Genomic DNA, 17873 nt, shown 5'->3' with positions numbered 1-17873 from the left:
GAGCAGCCCGCAAAGGTGCGTCAGGCGTTGGCCGTTTCACGCGATGCCGATTTCGGCACCGGTCCGCGCAGTTCCTGATAGTGATCGAAGCTGAGTTTGACCCAGCCGGTACCGCGCGTGGCACTGGCAAGGGTGCGGTGCAGCTCATCCTCGGCCACGGCGGGAAGCTGGGCGTTGAAGATCTCCCAGCCCGAGGCATTTGGGTTGCCTTCGAAACCCAGAACCTGCCCCTGGAGCGAGCTGATCGTCGGCACCAGGTCGCCCACAAAATCCGACGGCAGGTGGATCTCGGCGTTCAGGATCGGTTGCAGGACAACGGGTTTGCCCTGCGGCAGTGCCTCGCGCACGGCATTCTTGCCCGCAGTGCGGAAGGCATAGTCCGAACTGTCCACGTTGTGGTGCTTGCCATCGCTCAGCGTGACTTTGACATCGACAACGGGAAAGCCTTCGGGGCCTTCAACCAGCGCGTCTTTCGCGCCGTGTTCAACCGACGGAATGTAGTTCTTTGGGACCGCGCCGCCTTTGACAACCTCTTCGAACTGAAAGCCCGATCCGCGCGGCATGGGCGCGACCGTGATCACGACGTCAGCGAACTGACCGGCACCGCCCGATTGCTTGCGGTGTCTGTGACGATGTTCAACCGGTGTCCGGATGGTTTCGCGATAGGCAGTTTCGACCTGATCCGCCTCGATTTCGATCCCGAAGTCTTCTGCCAGCTTGGCGGTGACGCGCCGCATATGCTGAGGGCCCTGCGAGCCTAGAATCGCGTGACCGCTCAGTTCGTCCTGTTCGAGGGTCAGGCCGGGGTCGATTTCGACCAGGCGGCTCAGCGCGTTGGACAGGCGTACGTCGTCCCGTTCATGCGCCGGTGAGACGATCTGCCGATGCGCCGCGGGACGCGAGGTGGCCCAGTCCGGCAGAGGCGTGGCGGAGGAACTGTCGTAAATGTTGCCCGGATTGAGGTGATCGGACTTGACGGCGAGACCGATCTGACCGGCCTCAAGCGCGCCGATCTGGGTCTTGGCGTCCAGCGTGGTCAGGTTGCCGACGGTTTCGCCGCCCAACGCCTCATGCGCGGTGACGCCTTCGCCAAGGCCGCGCAGCACGATGATCTTGCCAATGTGTTTTTTCACGTCGGCGAACCCGGCAATGGCGCGGGCATTGTCTGCGGCCTCATCCCGCCCGGCGGCGATGTCGAACTCGGGCGCTTCGTGGCGCAGGGCTTTCATCAGGCGGGTCAGGCCGTTGCCGTGGCTGGCGGCGCCCAGGCAAGCGGGGATCAGCTGGTGGTTCTGCAGAACCTGTGCGGCCAGTTCAAAAACCTCTTCGTTGGGGGGCTGCTTGTCCTCAATCAGCTGTTCCAGCAGCTTGTCGTCGAAGTCGGACAGGGTTTCTAGCAATTCCGTGCGCGCTTCCTGTTCGCGGTCCTCGACCGATTGAGGCAGTTCGATCAGGGCCGAGGGCTGGCCTTCCTGATATTTCCACGCCCGCTCGGATATCAGATCAACCGCGCCGATGATGGCCTCGCCGTCGCGAATGGGCACCTGCCGTAGCGCGATATGATGGGTGCAATAGGTTTGCAGGGCCGCGATGATATCGCGGATGCGGCCGTTGGGGTTGTCCATCCGGTTGATGAACAGGAAGCAGGGAATCCCTGCTTCTTCGACCAGTCTGAGATAGGGGGCGCACAGCACCGCGGCGTCCGGGTCAGGCGGAACCACCACAACCGCCGCGTCCGAGATTGCCATGGCAGGACCGACATAGGCCAGGGAATCCCCGCCGCCATCCACGTCGATGGCGCACCACGGCTCGTCCAAATAAGAAAAACCGTGCAGATGCACGGTTCCGGATACGTCGAATGTCGTTGGCCGACCATCAAGGCGGCTGATGGCCTCGACCAGGGTGGATTTGCCCGATTGACTGGGGCCGAGGACGGTGAAAACGCGCATGAGTGCTGTCCCTCTTTCAGGTTTAAGAACGACTGCGCGATATCGGCTGCCTTGCGCTGACGCGCAGGGGTCAATTGCCTGAAAACGGATCTGCCTCGGGGTTGGGGCGGCTTGCCGCCCGCGTTCTTAAGTTTGCGGAATACCCCCTGTCTGCGTCAACCCCCCCTCTGTCCGAAGTCAATCAGATGGCCGAACTGTGGCCTGCCTTGCTGAGGTCATAGGCGTCAAAGCTGCGGGCGATCATCCGGGTCAGGGCACGGGCCTCGGGCGGGATGAAAAGACCGTCCCCGGTCACCTGCAGCAACCCGTCGAACGCATCGTTGGCCGTGTTGAACATGCCCTGCAGTTCCCCGACCGAGATGTCGTGGTCACGCAGGATTTCAGCCGAATCGATCCGGAAATCACACATCAGCGCCTCGATCAGGCGGGCGCGCAGGATGTCCTGCCCCTTGAACAGGTGCCCGCGCGAGGTCGAGAACTGGCCGTTCCGGATGGCCTTGGTATGCGCTGACGTCGCTGGCGCGTTCTGGGCGTACCCTTGCGGAAACTTTGAGATCGAGCTGGCACCAACGCCGATCAGAACCTCGGCCTGATCGTCGGTATAGCCTTGAAAGTTCCGTTTGAGCTTTCCGGTCTGCAGTGCACGGGTCAGCCCGTCATCCTGCGTCGCGAAATGGTCGATACCAATCTCGGCGTAATCGTCCCACATGAACAGCCGGCGCGCGGTATCGAACAGGTCAAGCCGCTGTTCCGGCGTCGGCAGCGCGTCCGAGGGGATAAGCTGCTGGCGTTTGGCCATCCAAGGCACATGGGCATAGCCATAGAGCGCCACGCGGTCCGGGCTGAGCGACAGCAGCTTTTGTACGCTTTCGGTCATCCGGGTCTTGGTCTGATGCGGCAGCCCATACAGGATATCGGCGTTCAGGCTGGTGATGCCGCGTGCGCGGATCATGTCGATTGCCTTGCGCGTGGTGTCATAGCTTTGGATGCGGCCGATGGTTTTCTGGATTTCGTCGTCGAAATCCTGCACCCCGATCGAGGCGCGATTCATGCCGGCCTCGGCCAGGGCGTCCAGCCGTGCTTCGTCGATTTCGTTCGGGTCGATCTCGACCGAGTACTCGGCGTCCGGGCCCAGCGGCACGATGTCCAGAATCCGCGCTGCCAGATCGCGCATCAAATCGGCGTTCAGCAGGGTTGGCGTGCCGCCGCCCCAGTGCAGCCGCGACAGGGTGACGCCCTCGGGCAGGCGCGCGGCCAGCAGATCAAGCTCGGCCTTCAGAACGTCAACATAAGCGATGACGGGGTTGTCGGTCTGTGTTCCCTGGGTTCGGCAGGCGCAGAACCAGCACAGTCTGCGGCAAAAGGGGACATGGATGTAAAGGGACACGGCGCTTCCGGGCTGAATGCCCGAAATCCAGTCGCCAAACATGCCTGATCCCACATCGTTGCTGAAGTGGGGCGCTGTCGGGTAGCTTGTGTAACGCGGAACTTTAGCGTCAAATAGTCCAAGCTGTGCTAATTGTGGTTTCACTATCATGGCGATACCGTTAAGGGACGGCCTTCAACAAGACCTTGACTGAGATCAAGTGGAAACGCGAATGAACCTGAATTCCCAATTTGACCACTCGAATTGTGCGGACTGCCCGATCCGGCACCGTGCCGTGTGTGCCCATTGCGAACCCGACGAGCTTGTGGAACTGGAAGAGATCAAGTTCTACCGCAGTTTCGAGGCCGGGCAGACAATCATCTGGTCCGGCGATCAGATGAATTTTGTCGGCTCCGTGGTTTCGGGCATCGCCTCGCTGACGCAGACGATGGAAGATGGCCGGACCCAGATGGTGGGCCTGTTGCTGCCCAGCGACTTTGTGGGCCGTCCGGGACGCGAAACTGCGCCCTATGACGTTCAGGCCACAACTGATCTGGTGATGTGCTGTTTCCGCAAGAAACCGTTCGAAGAATTGATGAGCACAACCCCGCATATCGCGCACCGGCTGCTGCAGATGACGCTGGATGAGCTGGACGCGGCCCGCGAGTGGATGCTTGTCCTTGGGCGCAAAACCGCGCGCGAGAAGATTGCCAGCCTGTTGTCGATCATCGCGCGGCGCGATGCTTCGGTGGCCCAGAAAAGCAACTCCGGTCCAATGGTGTTTGATCTGCCGCTCACGCGTGAGGCGATGGCGGACTATCTGGGGCTTACACTGGAAACGGTCAGCCGTCAGATGTCGGCGCTGAAAAAAGACGGCGTCATTACACTGGACGGAAAACGCCACGTGACCATTCCGGACATGGCGCGCCTCATGGATGAGGCCGGCGATGATGCGGACGGCGGTTTTCTGGTCTGACACCCGATACGCAAAAGGAGATTCGGATGGAGTTCACCAGCCTGCTTGCAATGCTGTTCATCGGCGCAATCGCCGGATGGCTTTCAGGCAAGATCATGGAAGGCCGGGGTTTTGGCCTGTTCGGCAATATCATCATCGGGATCGTCGGCGCGTTTCTTGCGGGCGCGATTTTCCCGGCCTTGGGCTTTTCGGTTGGCGGTGGGCTATTCTCGTCGATCTTTTTCGCAACCATCGGTGCGGTGATCCTGCTGTTCGTGATCGGCCTGATCCGGCGCAACTAGTTTAGAATACTGCCCCAATGAAAGGGGCAGTATCTGCAAGCCGCACGTCCCTTCGGATCAATGGGCCAAAAAGACCGGCACAACGGATTGTTCCAGCATGTTGCGGGTGGCACCGCCCAAAATGGCCTCGCGGAACCGCGAATGGCCATAAGCGCCCATGACGATCAGGTCAGCCTCGGTATCGCCAGCATGGCGGTTGAGGATGTCCGAGACGCGGGTCATGGTTTTGCTCAGCACGTCAATTTCGCATTTCACCCCGTGCCGGGCCAGCATTTGTGACAACAATCCGCCCGGGTCCGAGCGGTCTGGTCCGTGGCGCGGCGGATCGATGACGACGATGCGCACCAGGTCCGCCTGTTTCAGGAAGGGCAGGGCGCGGCGGATGGCCCGCATGGCCTCGACGCTTTCATTCCATCCGATCAGAACGGTTTTGGGTTTCTCGAACGGCGTCACATCATCGGGCACAACCAGAACCGGTGCGTGGCCTTCGAACATGGCGGCTTCTATGATGGGCTCGGCCTCGGCCGCGCGATCTTCGCCATAAGGCTGCGGCAGCACAACCAGATCGGAAAACCGTGCGCGATGGGCCACGTGGCGGCCGATATCGGCAATCTGGGCCACGCCGTTTTCCGCGGACCAGCGGATCCCGGTTTTGCCCAGGTAGTTCTTTGCATACTCCAGAACAGCGTCGGAATCGGCATTGGCGCGGCTGAGCGTCTCCTGAAGGATCAAGGCGTTTGCGCCAGCGTAATAGTAGCCGGTCTGGCTACGATCAACGCCGAGACACAGCGCTTCGACATGCGCGTCCTGCGCGTTTGCCAGAGCTACAAGCTGGGCCAGTGCCGCGTTCGCCTGCTTTGTCTCTGTCATGACTGTTAGAAGGGATTTGTAAGCCATTTTGACCTCACTCGATGTGCGCGGGGGGCAAGCTGCGACCAGTTAACCCACTCAATTGTTTATCACTGCCACGGAAAACAGGCTATTGTCTTGACACAGATCAAAGCAGCTATGGCCCTTGTCAGACAGAACAGCGGCCAGTCAAATGGGTTTCGTGCGGCGTCAAGAATCGCACGGGGCATGCAAAGGGACGCAATATGTCAAATTACATCAAGCTGATCGTGCTTGGTCTGATCGTGATTTTTGCCGCGATCGGGTCCAACTATGCACGGGATTTGGCGTATCAGGTGCACGCGATTCTGGTGATGCTGATCGCCGTTGGATTGTTCATCTGGACGCTTCGAAACACAGATGAGCCAGATATTCTCGTAGACCGCTCGGCCGAGTACATGGATGACGTGATCCGCTATGGCGTGATCGCAACTGCCTTCTGGGGCGTGGTCGGGTTTATTGCAGGAACTTTCATTGCGTTTCAGTTGGCCTTTCCGGCACTGAATTTCGAATGGGCCCAAGGATATCTGAACTTCGGCCGTTTGCGTCCGCTGCACACATCGGCGGTGATTTTTGCCTTTGGTGGCAACGCCTTGATCGCAACCTCGTTCTATGTTGTGCAGCGCACCAGCGCCGCGCGCCTGTGGGGTGGCAATCTGGCGTGGTTCGTCTTCTGGGGCTATCAGCTGTTCATCGTGCTGGCGGCAACCGGCTATGTCCTTGGCGGTACGCAATCCAAGGAATACGCCGAACCCGAGTGGTATGTTGACCTGTGGCTGACAATTGTCTGGGTCGCCTATCTGGCCGTTTATCTGGGCACGATCATCAAGCGGAAAGAGCCCCATATCTACGTGGCCAACTGGTTCTATCTGGCGTTCATCGTCACTGTCGCAATGCTGCACCTGGTGAACAACATGACCATCCCTGTCAGCATCTGGGGTTCGAAATCGGTCATCGTCTGGTCGGGTGTTCAGGACGCCATGATCCAGTGGTGGTATGGCCACAACGCCGTGGGCTTCTTCCTGACTGCGGGCTTCCTGGGCATGATGTACTACTTCATCCCGAAACAGGCCGAGCGCCCCGTGTTCTCGTACAAGCTGTCGATCATCCACTTCTGGGCGCTGATCTTCCTGTATATCTGGGCCGGTCCGCACCACCTGCACTATACGGCGCTGCCTGACTGGGCGTCGACGCTGGGTATGGTGTTCTCGGTGATCCTGTGGATGCCGTCCTGGGGTGGCATGATCAACGGTCTGATGACCCTGTCGGGTGCATGGGACAAGTTGCGTACAGACCCGGTGATCCGCATGATGGTGATCTCGGTCGGTTTCTACGGCATGTCCACCTTTGAAGGCCCGATGATGTCGATCCGCGCCGTGAACAGCCTGTCTCACTATACCGACTGGACCATTGGTCACGTGCACTCGGGTGCGCTGGGTTGGAACGGCATGATCACCTTTGGTGCGCTGTACTTCCTGGTGCCTGTTCTGTGGAAGCGGGAACGCCTGTACTCGCTGCAGATGGTCAGCTGGCACTTCTGGCTCGCGACTATCGGCATCGTGCTCTACGCCGCGTCGATGTGGGTGACCGGTATCATGGAAGGCCTGATGTGGCGTGAAGTGGATGCCAACGGCTTCCTAGTGAACTCGTTCGCCGACACCGTGGCCGCCAAGTTCCCGATGTATGTGGTTCGTGCTCTGGGTGGCGTTCTGTTCGTCGCTGGCGCTGTGATCATGTGCTACAACCTGTGGATGACTGTGCGGAAAGCGCCGGCCAAAGAGGCCAGCCTGACCGTCTCGGTCCCGGCTGAATAAGGAGGGCCGGAGCTATGGCAATTCTCGACAAACACAAGATCCTCGAGACCAACGCGACCCTCCTGCTGATCTTCAGCTTTCTGGTCGTGACCATCGGCGGCATCGTGCAGATCGCGCCCCTGTTCTACCTTGAGAACACCATCGAGAAGGTGGAGGGCATGCGTCCTTACACCCCTCTCGAGATGGCGGGGCGTGAGATCTACATCCGCGAAGGCTGCTATACCTGCCACAGCCAGATGATCCGTCCGATGCGGGACGAGGTCGAACGCTATGGCCACTACTCGCTGGCGGCTGAATCGATGTATGACCATCCCTTCCAGTGGGGGTCGAAGCGCACCGGGCCCGATCTGGCCCGTGTCGGCGGCCGGTATTCGGATCAGTGGCAGGTGGACCACCTGCGTGATCCGCAGTCGGTGGTGCCGGAATCGGTGATGCCGAAATACGGCTTCCTCGAGCATCGCAAGATCGATGGCAAATACATTGGCGACATCATGAAAGCGAACGCGATGGTCGGCACGCCCTACACCGACGAGATGTTGGAAAACGCCGTGGCGGACTTCCGCGCTCAGGCCGATCCGGACAGCGACTATGACGGGCTGCTGGAACGCTATGGCGACAAGGTCAACGTGCGGAACTTCGACGGTCAGCCCGAACTGACCGAAGCCGATGCGCTGGTCGCCTATCTGCAGATGCTGGGAACGCTGGTCGATTTCTCGACCTTCACCCCGGACGCAAGCCGCTAAGGGAGGATCGTGATGGAAGAGTACACCCTTCTCAGGCAGTTCGCGGACAGCTGGATGCTGCTTGTGCTGTTTGTCTTCTTTGTGGGCATCATCATCTGGGTTTTCCGCCCCGGTGCCAGCAAGGAATACAATGACACCGCCAACATCCCCTTCCGGCATCAAGACAAACCCGCCACATCCAAGGAGGCGCGGCAATGAGCAAGACACCTGAAAAACAGCCGGGTGATCCGAACACCACCGGCCACAGCTGGGACGGGATTGAGGAATTCGACAATCCGATGCCGCGCTGGTGGCTGTGGACCTTCTACGCCACCATCGTCTGGGGTGTGATCTACACGATCATGTATCCGGCATGGCCTCTGGTACAGTCGGCAACCGCCGGTGTCATGGGCTGGTCTTCTCGGGCGCTGGTTCAGCAGGAGATGGTTGCGTTCGAAGAAGCCAATGCGCCCTGGAACGCGAAGCTGGTGGAAACGCCGCTGGAAGACATCGCCAAGGATGCCGAGTTGCAGCAATACGCCGTCAATTCGGGTGGCGCTGTGTTCCGCACGTGGTGCGCGCAGTGCCACGGCTCGGGTGCGCAGGGTGCGCCGGGTTTCCCGAACCTGTTGGATGACGCCTGGTTGTGGGGCGGTTCGCTCGAGGATATCGAGTACACTGTGGCCTATGGCATTCGAAACGAAGAAAGCGACGATGCGCGCTATTCCGAAATGCCTGCCTTTGGTGAAATCCTCGAAGCGGAAGAGATCACGCAGGTGGTTCAGTATGTCATGTCCCTGACCAACGCCCAGACCGACGATGCTTCGGCACAGGCTGGCAAGGTCGTGTTCGAGGACAACTGCGCGTCCTGCCATGGCGAGGACGGGACCGGCGACGTCACGCAAGGTGCACCGAACCTGACCGACGCGATCTGGCTGTTCGGCGGCTCGGAAGAGGCGCTGACCGAGACGGTTACGTACAGCCGCTTCGGGGTCATGCCCGCGTGGGAAAACCGCCTGACCGAGGCACAGATCCGCGCCGTTTCGGCTTACGTCCACCAGCTGGGTGGCGGTCAATAAAGATAAGTGAACACCTTCGGGCGGTTCGCCGCCCGAAGGCTTAGGCACCGGCTGTTCCATCTGTTCGCGCGTTTCCTGAACAGCCGGTGCCGACTTTCCCGAGAATAGAACCAGGACTTGCCCGGGTCCAGTTTCCGGTGTGGCCATCTTCGTCGGATGTCACCGATTAACCTGCCGGTTTTCCGGTTTGCGGCCTATCCTTTCTTCGCTGAAACCGACCGAAAATGTGCTAGGTGTGACAAAAGGTGTCTGCCCGATGCGCATTTGACACATGTCAAAGTTGGTCAGCGCATGATCTGGGAAAAGACGCCTGATCAAAGCCAGACGTGGAGCCAGCCCGTGAGCGATTCCGACCCTGCCCCCAGCCTTTATGCAGCACGTGAGCCGATTTTCCCGCGGCGCGTGTCGGGTCCATTCCGTAACCTGAAATGGATCATCATGGCTGTGACCCTGGGGATTTATTACATCACCCCATGGTTCAGATGGGACCGGGGTCCCAGCCTGCCGGATCAGGCCGTGTTGCTGGATCTTGCGAACCGGCGATTCTATTTCTTCTGGATCGAAATCTGGCCGCACGAGTTCTATTTTGTCGCCGGCTTGCTGATCATGGCGGGGCTTGGACTGTTCCTGTTCACCTCGGCCCTGGGCCGGGTCTGGTGCGGATATGCCTGCCCGCAGACGGTGTGGACCGACCTGTTCATTCTGGTCGAGCGCTGGATCGAGGGCGACCGGAACGCACGTTTGCGGCTGCATCGGCAGAAGAAACTGGATTTCCGCAAGGCCCGCCTGCGGGCGACGAAATGGGGGGCGTGGTTTCTGATCGGACTGGCCACCGGCGGGGCCTGGATCTTTTACTTCGCGGATGCACCGACACTGGCGCGGGATCTGGTGACGGGCAACGCGCATCCGATCGCCTACACAACCATGTTGATCCTGACAGGTACGACTTTTCTGTTCGGCGGGTTTGCCCGTGAACAGATCTGCATTTACGCCTGCCCCTGGCCCCGTATTCAGGCGGCAATGATGGATGAAGACACGCTGGTCGTCGGCTACCGCGAATGGCGGGGCGAGCCGCGCGGCAAGGGCAAGCGGACCGCTGACACGGAATTGGGCGATTGTATCGACTGCATGGCTTGCGTGAATGTCTGCCCGGTTGGCATCGACATCCGCGACGGTCAGCAATTGGAGTGCATCACCTGCGCGCTCTGCATTGATGCCTGTGATGACATGATGGCCAAAATCGGCAAGCCGCGCGGCCTGATCGATTATATGGCGCTGAGCGACGAGGCGCATGAACGCTCGGGGCAGCCGGCCAAGAATGTTTGGAAGCACATTCTGCGCCCGCGCACGATCATGTACACCGCGCTGTGGGCGCTGGTTGGGTTAGGCCTGTTGTTTGCCCTGTTCATCCGTTCCGACATCGACCTGACCGTGGCGCCGGTACGCAATCCGACCTTTGTCACCCTGTCAGACGGCACGATCCGCAATACCTACGACGTGCGTCTGCGCAACAAACATGGCGAGGATCGGTTGTTTAAACTGTCCCTGACCGGAGACCCGGCCATGCGGCTGGAGATTGAAGGAACGATCATAGACACTGTGAATGTCAGCGCGGATACGGCACAATTGAGCCGCGTTTACATAACCGCCCTGAAGGACACCGACCCAGCCAACACCGACGCGACGCCGGTTCGTATCTGGGTCGAGGATCTGATCAGCGGTGAACGCGCGTACAAGGACACCACGTTCAACGGACGAGGGAACTGAGAATGGCAGAACGACAGTTTACCGGAAAGCACGCGCTGGCCGTGTTTGTCGCCGCCTTCGGCGTGATCATCGGTGTTAATCTTGTACTGGCCTACAGTGCGGTCAAAACCTTTCCCGGGCTCGAGGTCAAAAACTCGTATGTCGCCAGCCAGGAGTTCAACGAGCGTCTGCAGGAACAGCAGGCGCTGGGTTGGGACGTGCGGGCCGAGACCAAGGGCGGCTTGCTGATCCTGCACATCAACGACGCGCAAGGCGAGCCGGTCAGGGTCGATCAATTGCAGGCCGTTGTGGGGCGGGCGACCCATGTGCGCGAGGATTTCACCCCCGACTTTGTGTTTGACGGAACCGCATATTCCACCCCGGCGACCCTTGGAGAGGGCAACTGGAACATCCGGCTTGTCGCCAAGGATGGCGAAGGGGCGACCTTCTCGCAGCGTATTCCGCTTTACGTCAAAGGCTAGGCTGATGACGGCGCAACCCTCACCCGGAACCATGGCCTGTCCCGGCTGCGTCGCGGCCCCGGCCGAGCCTGCGCGTACGGTTCCCGAGGATGTCCAGATCGCCCTGTCCCTGCCTGGCATTCACTGTTCGGCCTGCATCTCGACGATCGAGCGGGAACTGAACGCGCTTCCGGGCGTCGAGGATGCGCGGGTCAACCTGACCCTGAAACGGGCGATGATTAAGGCCGCGCCTGAGATCCGCGCCGCCGATCTGATCCCGGTGCTGAAACAGGCGGGGTTTGAGGCGCATGAACTGGATACCGGTGCGCTGTCGGCCACGCAGACGGACAAGGCGGGCCGGGATTTGCTGATGCGGCTGGCGGTGGCCGGGTTTGCGTCGATGAACGTGATGCTGCTGTCGGTGTCGGTCTGGTCCGGGGCCACGGACGCGACGCGCGACATGTTCCACTGGATTTCGGCGGCCATTGCGTTGCCTGCCATCGCCTTTTCAGCGCAGCCGTTCTTCGCCAATGCCTGGAGCGCCCTGCGCGTGCGCCGTCTGAACATGGATGTGCCGATCGTGCTGGCCATCCTGCTGGCGTTGATCACCTCGCTTTGGGAAACTGCGCTGAGCGGCAAACATGCCTATTTCGACGCTGCGCTGACGCTGACATTCTTCCTGCTGGCCGGACGGTATCTGGATTATCGCACGCGCGCCGCTGCCCGGTCCGCGGCCGAGGAACTGACGGCGCTTGAAGTGCCGCGCGCCATCCGGCTGGTCGACGGCACGGAAGAGGAGGTGGCCGTCGCGACGCTGGCCGTCGGTGACCTGATCCTCGTTCGGCCCGGTGGCCGTATGCCCGTGGACGGAGAGATCGTTTCGGGCCGGTCGGAACTTGACCGCTCGTTGCTGACCGGGGAAACCCTGCCGGTTTTTGCCGAAGCTGGGCTGACAGTCAGCGCGGGCGAGGTCAATCTGACCGGTCCGCTGACGATCCGGGCGACAGCGGTGGGCGAGGACACCTCGCTGCACCGGATGGCCGATCTGGTGGCCATCGCTGAATCGGGCCGGTCGCGGTATACCTCGCTGGCTGACAAGGCGGCCAAGCTGTATGCGCCCGGGGTGCACGTCCTATCGGCGCTCAGTTTTATGGGCTGGTACATCTATTCCGGCGATATCCGCACGGCGCTGAACATTGCGGCGGCGGTTCTGATCATCACCTGCCCCTGTGCGCTGGGGCTGGCGGTGCCTGCGGTGACGACGGCGGCATCGGGGCGGCTGTTCCGTAAGGGTATGTTGATCAAACACGCTACAGCGCTGGAGCGTCTGGCCGAGGTGGATACTGTTGTCTTCGACAAGACCGGCACGCTGACATCGGGTGCGCCTGAACTGACCAATCTGGCGGATCATACCCGTTCCGATCTGGAAGTTGCGCTGGCGCTGGCCGAGGCGTCGGCGCATCCGCTTTCCGTCGCGCTGGCCAAAGCGGCGCGTGACGCGGGTATCAGGCCGGCCTGCCTTGACGCTGTGGTCGAAGTGCCAGGTTTTGGCACCGAAGGCGAACATAAAGGACAGCGCGTTCGGCTGGGCCGGGCGAATTGGGTCGGAGCCGAACCCGGCACCCAGACGTCAGCATGGCTTGCGGTCGGGAGCTGTAAACCCGTGCCGTTCGTGTTCGCGGACGCTCTGCGACCGGGCGCGGCCAGCGCGGTTGAGGCGTTTAGGAAAGCGGGCAAGGATGTGATCCTGATTTCAGGCGATACACGGGCTGCAGTGGAAAAGCTGGCTGGAAATCTGGGTATCGCAAACTGGGTGGCCGAAGCGCTGCCACAGGACAAGGCGCAGCGTGTTCAGGACCTGCGCGACAACGGGAAAAAGGTTCTGATGGTGGGGGATGGCCTGAACGATACCGCCGCCCTTGCGGCGGCGCATGTGTCGATCTCGCCCGCCTCGGCGCTGGATGCGGCGCGGGTTGCCTCGGATATCGTGCTGTTGGGCAACGACCTGTCGCCCATCGCCGATGCCTGCGACACGGCCACAAAAGCGACCAGGCGGATTCGTGAAAACTTCCAGATTGCAACCGTGTATAATGTCATCGCGGTGCCCCTGGCGGTGGCCGGGCTGGCAACGCCGCTGATCGCGGCGCTGGCGATGTCGACCTCGTCCATCACCGTGTCCCTGAACGCCTTGCGGCTGAGGTGATCTGATGGAAGTTCTGGCCTATCTCATTCCGATTTCGCTGCTTTTGGGCGGTGTCGGTCTTGTAGCCTTTGTCTATACCGTGCGGTCGAACCAGTACGACGATCCCGAAGGCGATGCCCGGCGGATTCTGAGCGACGAATGGGACGACAAGCCCAAGCCCTAACCGCCCTTGAAATTGCCGCAATGCCCGGCTATGTCGGGCGCATCCGCTAGCAGAGAGACAAAGCCTCATGGCCACCACAAACCCGATCCAGTTCATCCAGCAGGTCCGTGCCGAAGTATCCAAGGTCGTCTGGCCGACCCGGCGCGAGGTGCTGTTGACCACGGTCATGGTGTTCATCATGGCGGCGTTGACGGCCGTGTTCTTTGCGCTGGTGGATCTTGGCATTCGCGGCGGGCTGCAGCTGATTCTGGGCGCGTTCAGCTAAGACGGGACGGGCAGTGCGGAAACGCGGCTGCCCCCTTGCGCCGCGCGCAATGTCAGAGTAGTTCACGCGGAACTATCCGGAATGGGCGTGCGGCGATTCGGGCTGCGCGCCGCTTTTTGTTCCGGGTCTCGCGACAGAATTTCAATGACGGTACATCCGGATGTGCGGATGCGACCTAAGGCAAACAAGGACGACAGGTTCATGGCGAAACGGTGGTACTCGGTCAGCGTTCTTTCGAATTTCGAAAAGAAGATCGCAGAGCAGATCCGCACGTCGGTGGCCGAGCAGGGCCTTGAGGACGATATCGACGAAGTTCTGGTGCCCACCGAAGAGGTGATCGAAGTGCGCCGGGGCAAGAAGGTTACGACCGAGCGCCGCTTCATGCCCGGCTATGTGCTGGTGCATATGGAAATGTCCGATCAGGGCTACCACCTGGTTAACTCGATCAACCGCGTCACCGGTTTCCTCGGTCCGCAGGGCCGCCCGATGCCGATGCGCGACGCCGAGGTGAACCAGATTCTGAACCGTGTTCAGGAAGGTGAAGAAGCGCCCAAGCTGATGATCACTTTCGAGATCGGCGAAAAGGTCAAGGTCAACGACGGCCCGTTCGAGGATTTCGACGGCATGGTCGAAGGCGTGGACGACGAGAACCAGAAGCTGAAGGTCTCGGTCTCGATCTTTGGCCGGGAAACCCCGGTCGAGCTGGACTTCACACAGGTGACCAAGCAGAGCTGACAAGCTCGCCAACGCGTTTCGAAGCGCCGCGATGCCTTGGGCAACGTGGCGCTTTTTTGTTGTGCCGGGCCAGTGAATCAGGCCCAGGCAAAAACTGCAGGTTACTTCCCCGGCAATGAAAGCGCTTTTCGGTTATGGTCGGCCGGGGATCAGTTGTTGTTCCTGAAGAACCGTCAGAATGTCGAGAATGGTCGAAGGGCTGACATCCACCGATCCTTCCAGAAAAACACCAAGCCCACCCTCTCCGATCTCCTTTGGACCGCCATTGTCGTAAGTGGGGTCAAGGGACGCGAGTTCGGGGGGTAATTCCGGGCACAAGGGGGTTTCGTTCAATACAAGGTCAACAGCGGCCAGCATAAGTTCCTTGGCAGATTCGAGCGTGTCATCCTCCAGAAGCTGTTCGCGCTGTTCTTCCGGGGCCGCAAGCGTCAGATCGATGAGTTTGAAGTAGGCACAATTGTCACGCAGTTCGACGGTCGCTTGGGTGGCCATGTTCGCCAGGATTGCCCTTTTCTGTTCACCCCGCTGAAAGTCGCGTTCACTGGTCCGGCTGCATTCGAAAATCGTGATGGTCACGTCGCCATCCAGATTGATCGCATCGTCCAGAGCTTGCAGGCTCAAATCGTCCAGGCGCACTTGCAGACCACAATTGTCGATTATGGCATTGTCCGCCAATCGCTCGGGCACCGTTTTTTGGATTTCGCGAAGATCGAGAAGGGCGCCCACCCCGATCCGAGTGGGCGCAACAGCGTTCAGGCTCAGATCAAGCTTGTATGGCAGTTCGGTTTCCCGGACCTGCTGGGTTGCATCGATGACAAAAGTCACTTCTTGTGCGCCGGACGAATGGGCACCCAGCGCAGCGGCCATCAGGGCCGGGAAAACCAACCAACGTCTCATTTGGCAAACTCCAATACGCCGAGGTCCTGCAGCCCACCAAGGACTTTGACGATGGTCTCTGCGCTGACATCAGCCGATCCGGTGATGGCTGCGCCCAGCCCGCCGGGCGCAATCTCGCGCGTGCCTCCGGATTCGTAATTCGGGTCGAGAACCGTGAATTCTTCGGGCAAGGGCGGACAGACCGGATTGGCCGCCAAAAACTCGCCACCCTTTTCAAGGACGGCTTCATTGATGCGGCTGGTCAGGCCGAAGAGGTTGGAGACAGCGCCGATGAACCCGCGCGGGTTCAGATCAACGTCTTCGATACTGAATGTAAGGCACTGGCCTTTCACCTCTGCCTTGGCGACCGCAACCGCGTCCACGGTTCCCCCGAAATAACGAAAGCCCGGTTCCTGGCGCCGGTTGCAGGTTGTAAACCGTGCACGGGCCGAGCCTTCGACCCTGACGGTGTCATCCTTGGCAGTGACATCCCGAATCTCGAGGTAGATTTGGCGTTTGCAGCTTTCTTCAAGCGGGCCCGTCAGTATCTGGGGGGCCTTTTCCTGCAAGCCGCGCAAGTCCATGAACGCCCTCAACCGCAAGCGGGTAGGGCTGGCTTCTTCTAGGCCGCTGTAGACCGTGAAAGGCACCGGAATGTCGCGAACGGGGACTTCCTTGGTGAACTTGATCTGAAACCGACCGGCGTAATTGGCGGGGTCGATCCCTGTTGCGCCGGAGGACGCCGTGCTGTTGATGCCGTCGGTTTGGGTTGCCGATCCAGACCCTTCGCCCTGATCCTGAGCCCTGCTGCCACAGCCCGGCAGCATGGCAAAAAGAACGCAGATCAGTAATCCCTTGTTCAGCCGAGATGATCCCATCCCTGACCACCTCTTTTGTGTCCAAGTTTCACCAAGATACCCACCTGCGTCTCCGACGCAACTTATGTATTCAACAAAATCATTTTGTTCCGTCAGTTCCCTGGCCTCACCGAAGCCCGACTGGTATACAAATGGGTCACTTGGGAATAGGGTGCCAGCCACTTGCCAACCCCTCCGTTCCGCTGTACATGCCGCCTCTATCGTCTTCGGGCGAGATTCTCTCGTGGGAGATTGCAGGGATCGCGATCCCGGATCGGACCACGCAACATAATCTGGGTGAGACGCGTTTCACCTAAGTTGAAAGGAAAACCAAATGGCCAAGAAGCTTGCTGGTACAATGAAGCTGCAGGTTCCTGCAGGTCAGGCGAACCCGTCGCCGCCAGTTGGTCCGGCGCTGGGTCAGCGCGGCATCAACATCATGGAATTCTGCAAGGCGTTCAACGCCAAGACCGCAGACATGGAGCCCGGCGCTCCGTGCCCGACCGTGATCACCTACTATCAGGACAAGTCCTTCACCATGGACATCAAGACGCCGCCCGCGTCTTACTACCTGAAAAAAGCGGCTGGCCTTAAGCCGGTTGGCAAGCGTAACCGTCCCCGCGGCGCGGAAAACCCAGGTCGTGAGACCGTGGCAACCGTGACCTCGAAGCAGGTTCGTGAAATCGCCGAAGCCAAAATGAAAGATCTGAACGCCAACGATGTCGAAGGCGCAATGCAGATTATCCTGGGCTCGGCCCGCTCCATGGGCATCGAGGTGAAATAAGATGGCAAAACTCGGTAAACGTACCCGCGCTGCGCGCGAAGCTGTCGCCGGCAAGGAAAACCTGTCGGTCGAAGAAGCCGTTGCCCTGGTCAAAGGCAATGCAACCTCGAAATTCGACGAGACCATCGAAATCGCTCTGAACCTGGGCGTTGACACCCGTCACGCAGACCAGATGGTGCGCGGCGTTGTCGGCCTGCCGAACGGCACCGGCAAAGACATGCGCGTTGCTGTTTTCGCTCGTGGCCCCAAGGCTGACGAAGCGAAAGAAGCAGGCGCAGATATCGTCGGTGCAGAAGACCTGATGGAAACCATTCAGGGCGGCACCATCGAATTCGACCGCTGCATCGCAACCCCGGACATGATGCCGATCGTTGGCCGTCTGGGTAAGGTTCTGGGTCCTCGCAACCTGATGCCGAACCCGAAGGTCGGCACCGTGACCATGGACGTGAAAGCGGCCGTGGAAGCAGCCAAGGGCGGTGAAGTTCAGTTCAAGGCGGAAAAAGGCGGCGTTGTGCACGCCGGTGTTGGCAAAGCTTCGTTCGACGAAGCCAAGCTGGTCGAAAACGTCCGCGCATTTGTCTCGGCTGTTGCCAAAGCCAAGCCGTCGGGCGCCAAAGGCACCTACATGAAGAAAATCGCGCTGAGTTCGACCATGGGCCCGGGCGTGACTGTTGATGTTGCGCAGGCTTCGGGCGAATAAGCCTCAGC

At 60.2% G+C, this 17873-nt stretch carries 19 protein-coding genes; 14 read left to right on the top strand and 5 right to left on the bottom strand.

Annotated elements, in window-relative coordinates:
* Positions 1-20 precede the first annotated feature (20 nt).
* Both ACR0MI_RS07045 and hemN read right to left on the bottom strand, forming a co-directional pair.
* Complete coding sequence (locus ACR0MI_RS07045) at positions 21-1949, bottom strand: elongation factor G (protein WP_170613602.1); 1929 nt, start codon at positions 1947-1949, stop codon at positions 21-23.
* A gap of 181 nt (positions 1950-2130) precedes the next feature.
* Positions 2131-3486: an oxygen-independent coproporphyrinogen III oxidase gene (gene hemN, locus ACR0MI_RS07040; protein ID WP_170613600.1), complete on the bottom strand. Its 1356-nt coding sequence runs from the start codon at positions 3484-3486 to the stop codon at positions 2131-2133.
* Between the two features lie 61 nt (positions 3487-3547).
* Here hemN and fnrL point away from each other — a divergent pair, with 61 nt between their 5' ends.
* Positions 3548-4291, top strand: a complete 744-nt coding sequence (fnrL, locus tag ACR0MI_RS07035) for a transcriptional regulator FnrL (protein ID WP_170613598.1) — start codon at positions 3548-3550, stop codon at positions 4289-4291.
* A gap of 26 nt (positions 4292-4317) precedes the next feature.
* On the top strand, positions 4318-4572 hold the full coding sequence (locus ACR0MI_RS07030; RefSeq protein WP_170613596.1) for a GlsB/YeaQ/YmgE family stress response membrane protein: 255 nt from the start codon (positions 4318-4320) through the stop codon (positions 4570-4572).
* Positions 4573-4629: 57 nt separating this feature from the next.
* Here ACR0MI_RS07030 and ACR0MI_RS07025 read toward each other — a convergent pair whose 3' ends face one another.
* Positions 4630-5469: a universal stress protein gene (locus tag ACR0MI_RS07025; RefSeq protein WP_170613594.1), complete on the bottom strand. Its 840-nt coding sequence runs from the start codon at positions 5467-5469 to the stop codon at positions 4630-4632.
* 197 nt (positions 5470-5666) lie between these two features.
* Between ACR0MI_RS07025 and ccoN the strand changes: the two genes are divergently transcribed.
* The 10 genes from ccoN (at position 5667) to nusG (ending at position 14648) form a co-directional block, all read left to right on the top strand.
* The gene (gene ccoN, locus ACR0MI_RS07020; protein ID WP_170613592.1) at positions 5667-7274 is read left to right on the top strand and encodes a cytochrome-c oxidase, cbb3-type subunit I; all 1608 of its coding nucleotides are present in this window, start codon (positions 5667-5669) and stop codon (positions 7272-7274) included.
* A gap of 14 nt (positions 7275-7288) precedes the next feature.
* The gene (gene ccoO / locus ACR0MI_RS07015; RefSeq protein WP_170613590.1) at positions 7289-8017 is read left to right on the top strand and encodes a cytochrome-c oxidase, cbb3-type subunit II; all 729 of its coding nucleotides are present in this window, start codon (positions 7289-7291) and stop codon (positions 8015-8017) included.
* A 12-nt stretch (positions 8018-8029) separates the two neighbouring features.
* On the top strand, positions 8030-8215 hold the full coding sequence (locus tag ACR0MI_RS07010; RefSeq protein WP_170613588.1) for a cbb3-type cytochrome c oxidase subunit 3: 186 nt from the start codon (positions 8030-8032) through the stop codon (positions 8213-8215).
* Positions 8212-9075: a cytochrome-c oxidase, cbb3-type subunit III gene (gene ccoP / locus ACR0MI_RS07005; protein WP_170613587.1), complete on the top strand. Its 864-nt coding sequence runs from the start codon at positions 8212-8214 to the stop codon at positions 9073-9075. The genes ACR0MI_RS07010 and ccoP overlap by 4 nt, the downstream gene beginning before the upstream one ends.
* 339 nt (positions 9076-9414) lie before the next feature.
* The gene (ccoG, locus tag ACR0MI_RS07000; RefSeq protein WP_170613585.1) at positions 9415-10842 is read left to right on the top strand and encodes a cytochrome c oxidase accessory protein CcoG; all 1428 of its coding nucleotides are present in this window, start codon (positions 9415-9417) and stop codon (positions 10840-10842) included.
* 2 nt (positions 10843-10844) lie between these two features.
* Entirely contained in the window at positions 10845-11303 is a 459-nt protein-coding gene (locus tag ACR0MI_RS06995) for a FixH family protein (protein ID WP_170613583.1), read from the top strand.
* A gap of 4 nt (positions 11304-11307) precedes the next feature.
* Entirely contained in the window at positions 11308-13485 is a 2178-nt protein-coding gene (locus tag ACR0MI_RS06990; RefSeq protein WP_170816767.1) for a heavy metal translocating P-type ATPase, read from the top strand.
* A 4-nt stretch (positions 13486-13489) separates the two neighbouring features.
* A complete protein-coding gene (gene ccoS / locus ACR0MI_RS06985; protein ID WP_170613579.1) occupies positions 13490-13648 on the top strand; it encodes a cbb3-type cytochrome oxidase assembly protein CcoS in 159 nt (52 codons plus the stop codon).
* Between the two features lie 67 nt (positions 13649-13715).
* A complete protein-coding gene (gene secE / locus ACR0MI_RS06980) occupies positions 13716-13913 on the top strand; it encodes a preprotein translocase subunit SecE (RefSeq protein ID WP_050605011.1) in 198 nt (65 codons plus the stop codon).
* Positions 13914-14114: 201 nt separating this feature from the next.
* Positions 14115-14648 (top strand): transcription termination/antitermination protein NusG, encoded by a 534-nt coding sequence (gene nusG / locus ACR0MI_RS06975; protein WP_170407498.1) that lies wholly within the window; start codon positions 14115-14117, stop codon positions 14646-14648.
* A gap of 132 nt (positions 14649-14780) precedes the next feature.
* On the opposite strand, the gene ACR0MI_RS06970 is transcribed toward nusG, so the two are convergent.
* Both ACR0MI_RS06970 and ACR0MI_RS06965 read right to left on the bottom strand, forming a co-directional pair.
* Positions 14781-15545: a hypothetical protein gene (locus ACR0MI_RS06970; protein WP_170613577.1), complete on the bottom strand. Its 765-nt coding sequence runs from the start codon at positions 15543-15545 to the stop codon at positions 14781-14783.
* Positions 15542-16402 (bottom strand): hypothetical protein, encoded by an 861-nt coding sequence (locus ACR0MI_RS06965; RefSeq protein WP_170816768.1) that lies wholly within the window; start codon positions 16400-16402, stop codon positions 15542-15544. Before ACR0MI_RS06965 ends, ACR0MI_RS06970 begins: the two co-directional genes overlap by 4 nt.
* A gap of 313 nt (positions 16403-16715) precedes the next feature.
* Between ACR0MI_RS06965 and rplK the strand changes: the two genes are divergently transcribed.
* The gene (rplK, locus tag ACR0MI_RS06960; RefSeq protein ID WP_010440985.1) at positions 16716-17165 is read left to right on the top strand and encodes a 50S ribosomal protein L11; all 450 of its coding nucleotides are present in this window, start codon (positions 16716-16718) and stop codon (positions 17163-17165) included.
* A gap of 1 nt (position 17166) precedes the next feature.
* Positions 17167-17865, top strand: coding sequence for a 50S ribosomal protein L1 (rplA, locus tag ACR0MI_RS06955; RefSeq protein ID WP_170613573.1), 699 nt, complete (start codon positions 17167-17169; stop codon positions 17863-17865).
* Positions 17866-17873: the final 8 nt, after the last annotated feature.

The sequence above is a fragment of the Ruegeria sp. D4 genome (assembly GCF_056534475.1).
This window is presented reverse-complemented; position numbering and strand designations above follow the sequence as displayed.

What these genes read in the sequence shown, in the direction of transcription:
- ccoP (WP_170613587.1), top strand. Translation starts at nt 8,212, where the DNA reads ATGAGCAAGACACCTGAAAAACAGCCGGGTGATCCGAACACCACCGGC.
- secE (WP_050605011.1), top strand. Translation starts at nt 13,716, where the DNA reads ATGGCCACCACAAACCCGATCCAGTTCATCCAGCAGGTCCGTGCCGAA.
- hemN (WP_170613600.1), bottom strand. Translation starts at nt 3,486, where the DNA reads ATGATAGTGAAACCACAATTAGCACAGCTTGGACTATTTGACGCTAAA.
- ccoN (WP_170613592.1), top strand. Translation starts at nt 5,667, where the DNA reads ATGTCAAATTACATCAAGCTGATCGTGCTTGGTCTGATCGTGATTTTT.
- ACR0MI_RS07025 (WP_170613594.1), bottom strand. Translation starts at nt 5,469, where the DNA reads ATGGCTTACAAATCCCTTCTAACAGTCATGACAGAGACAAAGCAGGCG.
- ACR0MI_RS07010 (WP_170613588.1), top strand. Translation starts at nt 8,030, where the DNA reads ATGGAAGAGTACACCCTTCTCAGGCAGTTCGCGGACAGCTGGATGCTG.
- ccoO (WP_170613590.1), top strand. Translation starts at nt 7,289, where the DNA reads ATGGCAATTCTCGACAAACACAAGATCCTCGAGACCAACGCGACCCTC.
- ACR0MI_RS06995 (WP_170613583.1), top strand. Translation starts at nt 10,845, where the DNA reads ATGGCAGAACGACAGTTTACCGGAAAGCACGCGCTGGCCGTGTTTGTC.
- ACR0MI_RS06990 (WP_170816767.1), top strand. Translation starts at nt 11,308, where the DNA reads ATGACGGCGCAACCCTCACCCGGAACCATGGCCTGTCCCGGCTGCGTC.
- ACR0MI_RS07030 (WP_170613596.1), top strand. Translation starts at nt 4,318, where the DNA reads ATGGAGTTCACCAGCCTGCTTGCAATGCTGTTCATCGGCGCAATCGCC.
- ACR0MI_RS07045 (WP_170613602.1), bottom strand. Translation starts at nt 1,949, where the DNA reads ATGCGCGTTTTCACCGTCCTCGGCCCCAGTCAATCGGGCAAATCCACC.
- ACR0MI_RS06970 (WP_170613577.1), bottom strand. Translation starts at nt 15,545, where the DNA reads ATGAGACGTTGGTTGGTTTTCCCGGCCCTGATGGCCGCTGCGCTGGGT.
- rplK (WP_010440985.1), top strand. Translation starts at nt 16,716, where the DNA reads ATGGCCAAGAAGCTTGCTGGTACAATGAAGCTGCAGGTTCCTGCAGGT.
- fnrL (WP_170613598.1), top strand. Translation starts at nt 3,548, where the DNA reads ATGAACCTGAATTCCCAATTTGACCACTCGAATTGTGCGGACTGCCCG.
- ACR0MI_RS06965 (WP_170816768.1), bottom strand. Translation starts at nt 16,402, where the DNA reads ATGGGATCATCTCGGCTGAACAAGGGATTACTGATCTGCGTTCTTTTT.
- ccoS (WP_170613579.1), top strand. Translation starts at nt 13,490, where the DNA reads ATGGAAGTTCTGGCCTATCTCATTCCGATTTCGCTGCTTTTGGGCGGT.
- rplA (WP_170613573.1), top strand. Translation starts at nt 17,167, where the DNA reads ATGGCAAAACTCGGTAAACGTACCCGCGCTGCGCGCGAAGCTGTCGCC.
- nusG (WP_170407498.1), top strand. Translation starts at nt 14,115, where the DNA reads ATGGCGAAACGGTGGTACTCGGTCAGCGTTCTTTCGAATTTCGAAAAG.